Here is a 7,219-nt window from a genome sequence, read left to right on the forward strand (position 1 = left end):
GCTCGCCTCGTTGCTATAGCCCTGCAGGTCAGATCACCCATCCAGGAGTTACACCACTCCAAGGGACATGACCGGCGCAGAGTGTCGTCCTGGTCACCGTACCGCGACCCGTCGATCAGATCCCAGCGCTGGTTGTGGTTGGTGTCATGGGCGGCCAGGTAGCCGATGACATGCCCGTTCGCCTTCAACAGATACGCCCTCACGTTGTCCGGCGTCACCTCGACCTCCCCCAGGTGGGACCACGAGTTGACGTCGTAGTGGTTCTCCCTCTGCGGCATCCGCGCCACCTGGTAGGCCAGCTTGCGCCAGGCGATGGGCGACTGTGTCGTCACAACGGCCAGGCTGCCCGACCACGTCAGGTTCTTGGGCACTCGGATACCGAACGTCCACGCCGCGTGATGGGTGGTGTGCTCCTTACCGTTGTCCCAGGGCTCCCGCAGGCTCATGCCGCAGGGGCATTCCCCGCCGCTCGGCGTCTCCACGGCGCGAAACTCAATGGGTGTCGCTCCGACGCTGAGGTTCTGCTCTTGCCCTCCCACCCATGGCCGGAAAGTCGCACCTTCCGGCTCGACGTGTCCGGTCCAGCGGTCAACCCACCCGGGGTACCGCTCGGGAAATCTTTCCCGTATCTGCTTCTCACCAGGCGGAAGTGTCGGGCGTACCCACACACTCCCGGCGGTCGCCCGACCGTTAAGGCGTACTCCGCATCTTTTGGCCTTGCCTCGTAGGAACCGCAGGAAAGTGCCGGGTGGCGGGGCGAAGTCGACGCCGCGAACCAGCTCCCGCTCGCCGGGGGCAAGCCAGTCATCGATGGGAAGCATCAGTCGGTCAGCGAGTGCGTGGAGCCTGCTGTAGTTGTGGTCGAGCTCGGCTGCACGGAGCGCCTTAACCGCTGCTTCGACGTGTGGGTACGGAACGAACAGGGTGACCCAGCGCGGACCGTCTCCATATGAGAAGTCTCCCGGGTAGCCGTCGTACCAGATGCGGTCCGTAAAGGCACTGAGCGCCCTGTCGACGGCCTCCTTGTAGGCGGCGGGCAGCTCAGCGTCGTGTCCCCGTGCGTTCGCGGCGTCGACGTACCCGTCACGGTCAAGCACGACTGTGGCGTACCAGCGTAAGGGCCGGACATGCATCTTTCGCGAGCGCCAGTCGCGCGGGTCAGGGTCGAGGAAGGTAGTTCGCTCGGTCATCTGCTCTACTCCGTGGCTCTACAGAGGTCGACCGTTGGGCGTCATCCAGGCTGTCTCGAGAGCAATGAGGGCCGCAGCAGTGGGATGACAGCCCGCACTGATGAACCTTCAGGGCCTGGGGTCTATGGTGCCGTCTTGGCGACGGCCGGCTCGAGTCCCCAAGGCCAGTGGAGTAGCGCATAATGCAGCCGGTCCTAGACACGGATCACCCCCGGTGGTGATGGCAGCCTGTTGTACGCACCCCCGGTACTCATGGTGTGGTCCAGTAACTGCACGAACTGACCACGAACGGCTGTAGCGCCCAGCCACGTGCCGGGGAGGCGACCCGGCACACGCCGCAGCCTCTACCTACCCGGTACGAAAACACCCCGGGCGGGCTCCGCCCTCCAGACATGGGCCAACACACCACCCACGCTTCGATGCGCTCGGGGGACTTCGGCCCAAATTGTCGGACGGGTAAGGAATGATGGAAGGCGTGGAGACCTTCAAGCGGACGCCGCTACAACTGTTCAACCTGCCGCAGCATTTCGTGATCCCGCTGTTCCAGCGTCCCTACGTCTGGAAGGAGGATGAGCAGTGGGAACCGCTATGGCAGGACATCCGGCGCATCGCCGAACTCCGGATCGACGAGCCCCATCTGAACGCCACTCACTTCCTCGGAGCGGTGGTCATCCAGTCCCATGAAGCTCAGAGCAAGCGGCTAACGACGTGGAACGTGATCGACGGCCAACAGCGGCTGACGACCTTGCAGATCCTCGCGGACGCCACGTGCGCGCTCCTGGTGGAGTCGGGCAACGAGCGGCTCGCTGGTCAGCTCGAACGGCTCACCCACAACGACGATGTCTATGTCGATGATGGCGACATCCGGCTGAAGGTGCGCCACCTCAACAAGGACCAGTCAGCGTTCGACGAAGTGATGTCAGCTGAGCCGCCGGTCGACCACACCGATCTGGCCCACTCGGACTCCCAGATCGTCGCCGCACATGCCTACTTCTCGACGGTCATTGAACAGTGGCTTGGCCTACCCGGGTCGGACGAGTACACCGTCAAGGCCAAGAAGCTCACCGACGTACTGCTGGACGGCCTTCAGCTGGTCTCCATCGAGTTGGAGGCCTCGGAGAACTCCCAGGAGATCTTCGAGACACTCAACGCTCGCGGCACCCCGCTCACCGCAGCCGACCTTGTGCGCAACTTCGTGTTCCAGCGGCTTGAAGCCGAAGGCGCAGACACGAAGAAGGCCTACCGGGAGGACTGGCCGTTCGAGACCAAGTTCTGGATGAAGGAGGTCAGCGTCGGGCGCAACTTCATCAGCCGCAGCTCGCTGTTCCTCAACCAGTGGCTTGTGTCGCGTACGGGCGAGGAAATCAGCCCGCAGGCGACGTTCAACCGATTCAAGTCCTACGTCGAGCTCGAGTCCGGGCACAAGATGGCCAACCTGCTGCCTGAGATCAAGCAGCAAGCACAGCAATACGAGTCCTGGACAGAAGCCGCAGCCCGTCACGGAGGAAGCCTCGACTCCGCCGAGATGGCGGTGTACCGAATGCAGGCCAGCGGCGTCGAGGTGCTCAAGCCACTGCTCATCTGGCTGCACAAGCCGGGCCGAGACCTTCCACAAGAGTCCGTCGACCAGATCATCCAGGTGGCCGAGAGCTGGGTCGTACGTCGCCAGCTTATTCGCCTGTCCGGCAGCGACCTGGGGCGCATCGTCGCCGACCTCATCGCCGCAAACTCCACCGCCCCCGCCGACGAACTCGTGGAACGCGTCACTGGACACCTTGCTCGACTGAACGTCACGAGCACCTATTGGCCCGGCGATGAGGAAGTTCGTACGACGCTCACCACGGAATCCGCATACTCACGGTTCCCGCGGGGACGACTCCGCATGATCCTCGAAGCGGTTGAGGACCTCTACCGGGAGGAGACGGACCAGCCGCAGATCGAGCGGAAAGGCTATCCGATCGAGCACCTGCTTCCGCGGAAGTGGCACGACACCTGGGCCGTACAGACGCCGGAGGACACCGAGGAGCGGCAGCGGCGCGTCCACCGTCTGGGCAACCTGACGCTTCTGACGAAGTCGCTCAACTCGAAGGTGTCCAACGGACCGTGGTCAGCGAAGCGATCGGCGCTGATGGACCACAACACGATCACGCTCACGGGTCGGGTGATCAAGCGAACCGAGCACCATGCCTGGGATGAGGAGCTGATCGACGAGCGGACGACGGAGCTGATCGATCGGATCCTTCAGGTGTGGCCGGTCCCGGAGGGCCATCACGGCAAGGTGGTCGACCCGCAGACGAAGGCCGGTGACTGGGTCGAGTTGAAGCACCTCATTGAGGCAGGGCTTCTCGCTCCTGGCGACAAGCTGGTGGCAACGCACCGGGACTTCAAGGGCAGGGAAGCCACCCTGACCGCCGATGGTGCCATCGAACTGGCCGGTAAGCGCTACACGTCACCGTCGGCCGCCGGATACACATTGCGCAAGAAGGCCACGAACGGGTGGTACTTCTGGTCGGTGGCGGACGGCCGCCGGTTGAGGGACGTTCGCACTGAGTTCCAGAACTCCATCCGGCCGACGAAGAGTTGAAGTTCGGTGATGGGTAGCAGCGCACGAGCGTTCCCTCCGAGCAGTGGATATATCGGACACTTGAGTCTGAGGAGGAGTCCACACCTATGGCCATGAAGGTCGACCCGGCCGAGTTCGAAGCCGATGCCGTCGCGCTCTACCGCTCCTGCCCCGGAGCACCGGGCAACCCGGGGAATCTCACCCCGAGGCCTCCACAGAACCGTGCGTAACAATCTCTCGTTACACGGCTCTTGCCGCTTCTAATCCGATGGCCGCAGGTTCGAATACTGCCGGGTGCGCCACAAAATCCCAGTTCAGAACGGTTTCTTTGCCTCTCCTCAGGCGCGACACCGCACTGATGGGTCCAGGGTGGGCCCAAGCTGGGCCCAAGACCCGACGCCCTCTCCGGGCTCGTACATGCCGACGTACCCCGCCAGCATCCCGTAGTACCAGCCACACGGTCCGCTCGGCCGCTTCCCGCACCACCTCCGGCACGAAACAGACCAACGCGCCTCACACGCGTACAGCCCCGCCCAAGTGCCGAAGCTGAGCGGCCACGCCATCCGCCGACCCCAAGTGCACATCACCACCCTCACACACAACCAGGGCTCGAAGAGAACGAGTTCCGAGAGTACGATCCTTTATCCAGGCCGACCAGCACGAGCAGGAACTGTTGCGCGAAATTTGGGCGTCGCCATCGGGAACCAGTGTTCTTGCGGTGAGTGCGGATGGTGCGGTCGGCCATGTTTCAAGGGTCGACGTTACGGGGGCAGCGCGGCCAGGTGGAACAGCATGAGTCTCTGGTGGGCAGGTTTTTGGTCGTTAACTCATCTACCACGATCCTCTTACTTTCAGGGGAAGTTCCAGGGGGTCGGCGTGAACCCGTGAACTGAGGTGATCTCAACGAGTTCGGAAGCTGGGAGGAAAGCCCCGAACAGCAAAAAAGTGACGTCGGGGTGTGAACCGTCGTTCCCCTGACATGGGCGTGGAGCCCCAGGTAAAAGGCGAGGTGACGAAACCGTGCCGGTCCACCTGAAAGGCTCCACGTGGTTTCCTATACTGCCACCCTCGACGTCCACAGGGAAGCCGTTCTCTTCCTCTCCCGTCTCCTGGCCGCCGAACGCAAGCTGCGCGGCACCCGCGAGGGGACCCGTGCCCTGACCTGCTACAAACAGGCCGTCCTGGTCCTGCGCTGGTTCCGCGATGACACCTCCATCGAGACCTTGGCCAGGGACAACCACATCTCCCGCGCCACCGGCTACCGCTACATCGACGAGGGCGTCGCCGTCCTGGCCGACCAGGCCCCCGACCTACACGGAGTCCTCGAACACGCCCGCACCACCTCCGAGAGGCCGATCGTGCTGGACGGCAAGATCTTCGCCTGTGACCGCTGCTCGCAGAAAGACCCCGACGGCAAGAAGGACGTGTGGTACAGCGGCCACAAACACCGCCATGGCGGCAACATCCAGTTCCTCGCCGACGCCCGCGGAGAACCGCTGTGGGTCTCCGACGTCGAGCCCGGATCGACGTCGGATATCACCGCCGCCCGCCTGCACGTGTTCCCTCTTTTGCGCAAGGCCGCCGCCGAAGGGCTGGTGGTGCTGGCCGATCCCGGATACGACGGTGCCGGAACCGGGGCGCACACCCCTCTCAAGCGCCCGCCCGGGGTGGACGAGGAGCGGTGGGACGTTGACGACCGGGCCCGCAACCTGCTGCTACGCGGCCTGCGGTGCATCGGCGAGCGCGCGATGGCGGTACTGGTCGGCCGATGGCGGGTGCTGCGCCACACCACGATGAGCCCGTCCAAGATCGGGATGATCGTGCAAGCCGCCCTGGCGTTGACCAATATCGAAAAACAAACTCGTTGAGATCACCTCACTGCACCTTCAGGATAAAAAAGGGTCAGCGGGTGGCACGGCCAAAGTTGATCGTTTGGTTCCAACACACTTGCATGATCACAGCGGTGACCTTCTCATGCCCGGAGGGTTACTCAGACCGAGATCTCCAAGTTCGACTGGAGCACTAGACTCCCCCTTTCTCCTCTGAAATTTCCTTGATATCGGCAATTAGATAGAGGGCACTTGCTATCAGAGCCAGCCCATGCGATCGGGTCACGGAAAACTTGTGATGGGCATGTGGATTCCGAACAAACTTGAAGAATGTCCGGAGTCGGAGTCGATAAATCTTGAGTAGTGTGTTGTAAGCAAAAAGATCATCCGATAGGTGATCAATGAACTGCCTCACCAACTTCTGCCCGTATCCGTCGCCGGTACCTACGGCCTCTCGTAGGGCTGACTCGACCGCGATCCCAACCTCCCGAATTGCGCTGTCGTACAGCTCGTAGTCAAGCAGCTTCCGCAAGTCGGGGAGGTCATCGGGGAGGTCAACCGCGGAAGCGAGCTGCTGGGTCACCAGGTGCCAACCGGCTTCGGTGATGGTCACCGAGCTGTCGACTCCATCATGTTCGAAGGCGGGGTAGGGGTACGGGTCTGCGCCGAAGCCCATGTCATCTGGGTGCGGAGCCTCTGGAAGTGCCGGCCAGTCGTATTCGGTGACATTACCCTGATCATCCTTGCTATGGAGCTTCAGTCCCCACCGCCAACCGGACTCGACTCGTCGCCGCAGTTCCCACTCCCTCTCACTGATCGGCGTAACACCAGTGATAAGCCTTGTTCTTGCAGCGAAAGAAGATCTTCGTGCCAGATCGCAACTTGATAAGCGTCCACCGAGAAAGGATCTTTGGGGCGGTCCGGCTTCTTGGGGTCGTACTTGTAGGCAACGAAAAGGACGCAACGATCGATGTCGTCGATGGGGTCGAACAGGGTACCTTCAGGGAACTGAGCAAGGTCGAAGAGCCCGTGCAGGCCTCCAGGCGCACAGGGATAAGCAGGCCAGTCTGCATGGATGGCAAGGGTCAAGGTGCCGCTGCTGCCGCCGTAGCCCGACCCGAACCATCCGGGATGAGCAGTGATGTCCTGGGGCTGCGCGGGGGTCGACTCGTCATCTCGCATGACATAAGTATCCACTGTTGTTGTGTCATTCTGCATCCCGCGTCAACGATGTTCTGTGATCGGAAACTAGGTTCCCGCACTCGCCTGGCGAGAGCTCTCAGGCTTCAGTTCGAGAAGCAGAGAGCGTTTACGAGTTGGTGCGTGATAGCGGTGAGGCTTTGCTGAAGCGCCGTGGCATGCTCTGGTCGTGGCGACCAAGCTCAACCGTGCAGTCCTGGCCCGCCCCTGGCTCACCGGCATCGCCCGACCCCCGACCTCGCTCGTCGAGAAGCTGGCCCACCCCTGGTGGGACGGCCGCTGGGACGCACCAGCTCGACCGTCTTCCGGCGGAACTCCTCCGGGTACCTGTACGTCCCCACTAGGTCCTGTCTGGAGTTCGAATTATGGACGCGGTGCGATGCTGCGGAGCCAGAGCATCGCACCGCATAGGTGCAGCCCGGCCTCGTAGCTCTCCG

5 protein-coding genes are annotated in these 7,219 nt (G+C 62.6%); 2 read left to right on the forward strand and 3 right to left on the reverse strand.

Annotated features, from left to right (window positions below; translation table 11 throughout):
• Nucleotides 1–1,190, reverse strand: a 1,190-nt coding sequence (locus BJF83_RS27220) for a hypothetical protein (RefSeq protein ID WP_143832085.1), incomplete at its 3' end; no start/stop codon positions are given.
• Nucleotides 1,191–1,665: 475 nt separating this feature from the next.
• On the opposite strand from BJF83_RS27220, the gene BJF83_RS24985 reads away from it, so the two are divergent.
• Nucleotides 1,666–3,774, forward strand: coding sequence for a DUF262 domain-containing protein (locus BJF83_RS24985; protein WP_262391880.1), 2,109 nt, complete (start codon nt 1,666–1,668; stop codon nt 3,772–3,774).
• Nucleotides 3,775–4,799: 1,025 nt separating this feature from the next.
• Nucleotides 4,800–5,621 (forward strand): transposase family protein, encoded by an 822-nt coding sequence (locus BJF83_RS24995; RefSeq protein ID WP_075928254.1) that lies wholly within the window; start codon nt 4,800–4,802, stop codon nt 5,619–5,621.
• A gap of 154 nt (nt 5,622–5,775) precedes the next feature.
• Here BJF83_RS24995 and BJF83_RS25000 read toward each other — a convergent pair whose 3' ends face one another.
• Together BJF83_RS25000 and BJF83_RS27230 are read right to left on the reverse strand one after the other, a co-directional pair.
• Nucleotides 5,776–6,258, reverse strand: coding sequence for a hypothetical protein (locus tag BJF83_RS25000; protein ID WP_075928255.1), 483 nt, complete (start codon nt 6,256–6,258; stop codon nt 5,776–5,778).
• A gap of 80 nt (nt 6,259–6,338) precedes the next feature.
• Complete coding sequence (locus BJF83_RS27230; RefSeq protein WP_262391881.1) at nt 6,339–6,800, reverse strand: hypothetical protein; 462 nt, start codon at nt 6,798–6,800, stop codon at nt 6,339–6,341.
• Nucleotides 6,801–7,219 lie beyond the last annotated feature (419 nt).

It is taken from the genome of Nocardiopsis sp. CNR-923 (assembly GCF_001942255.1).
Taxonomy (GTDB): Bacteria; Actinomycetota; Actinomycetes; order Streptosporangiales; family Streptosporangiaceae; genus Nocardiopsis.

What these genes read in the sequence shown, in the direction of transcription:
- BJF83_RS25000 (WP_075928255.1), bottom strand. Translation starts at nt 6,258, where the DNA reads ATGGGCTTCGGCGCAGACCCGTACCCCTACCCCGCCTTCGAACATGAT.
- BJF83_RS27230 (WP_262391881.1), bottom strand. Translation starts at nt 6,800, where the DNA reads ATGCAGAATGACACAACAACAGTGGATACTTATGTCATGCGAGATGAC.